The organism is Streptomyces endophyticus (genome assembly GCF_035798155.1).
Lineage (GTDB): Bacteria > Actinomycetota > Actinomycetes > Streptomycetales > Streptomycetaceae > Streptomyces > Streptomyces endophyticus.
The window spans coordinates 1-320 of the sequence record NZ_JAOZYC010000110.1; the positions used below are offsets into that span (position 1 = coordinate 1).

The 320-nt window shown below is 63.1% G+C and carries 1 protein-coding gene; it reads left to right on the top strand.

Annotation, left to right across the window (positions count from 1 at the left end):
• Positions 1–320 (top strand): glycine betaine ABC transporter substrate-binding protein (locus tag OKJ99_RS16710; RefSeq protein ID WP_326017035.1); only part of this gene is annotated, 320 nt, incomplete at both ends.

Genomic DNA, 320 nt, shown 5'->3' on the forward strand with positions numbered 1-320 from the left:
ATCTCCATCGGCTACATCCCGTGGGACGAGGGCGTCGCGTCCACGTTCCTGTGGAAGGAGATCCTCGAGCAGCGCGGCTTCGACGTCGAGACCAAGCAGTTCGACGCCGGCCCGCTCTACACCTCGCTCGCGGGTGGCACGGTCGACTTCGAGACCGACTCCTGGCTGCCGGTCACGCACGCCGAGTACTGGAAGAAGTACGGCAAGGATCTTGAGGACCTGGGCTCCTGGTACGGCCCCACGTCCCTCGAACTGGCGGTGCCTTCGTACATGAAGGACATCAAGTCCATGGAGGACTTGAAGGGCCAGGCGGACAAGTT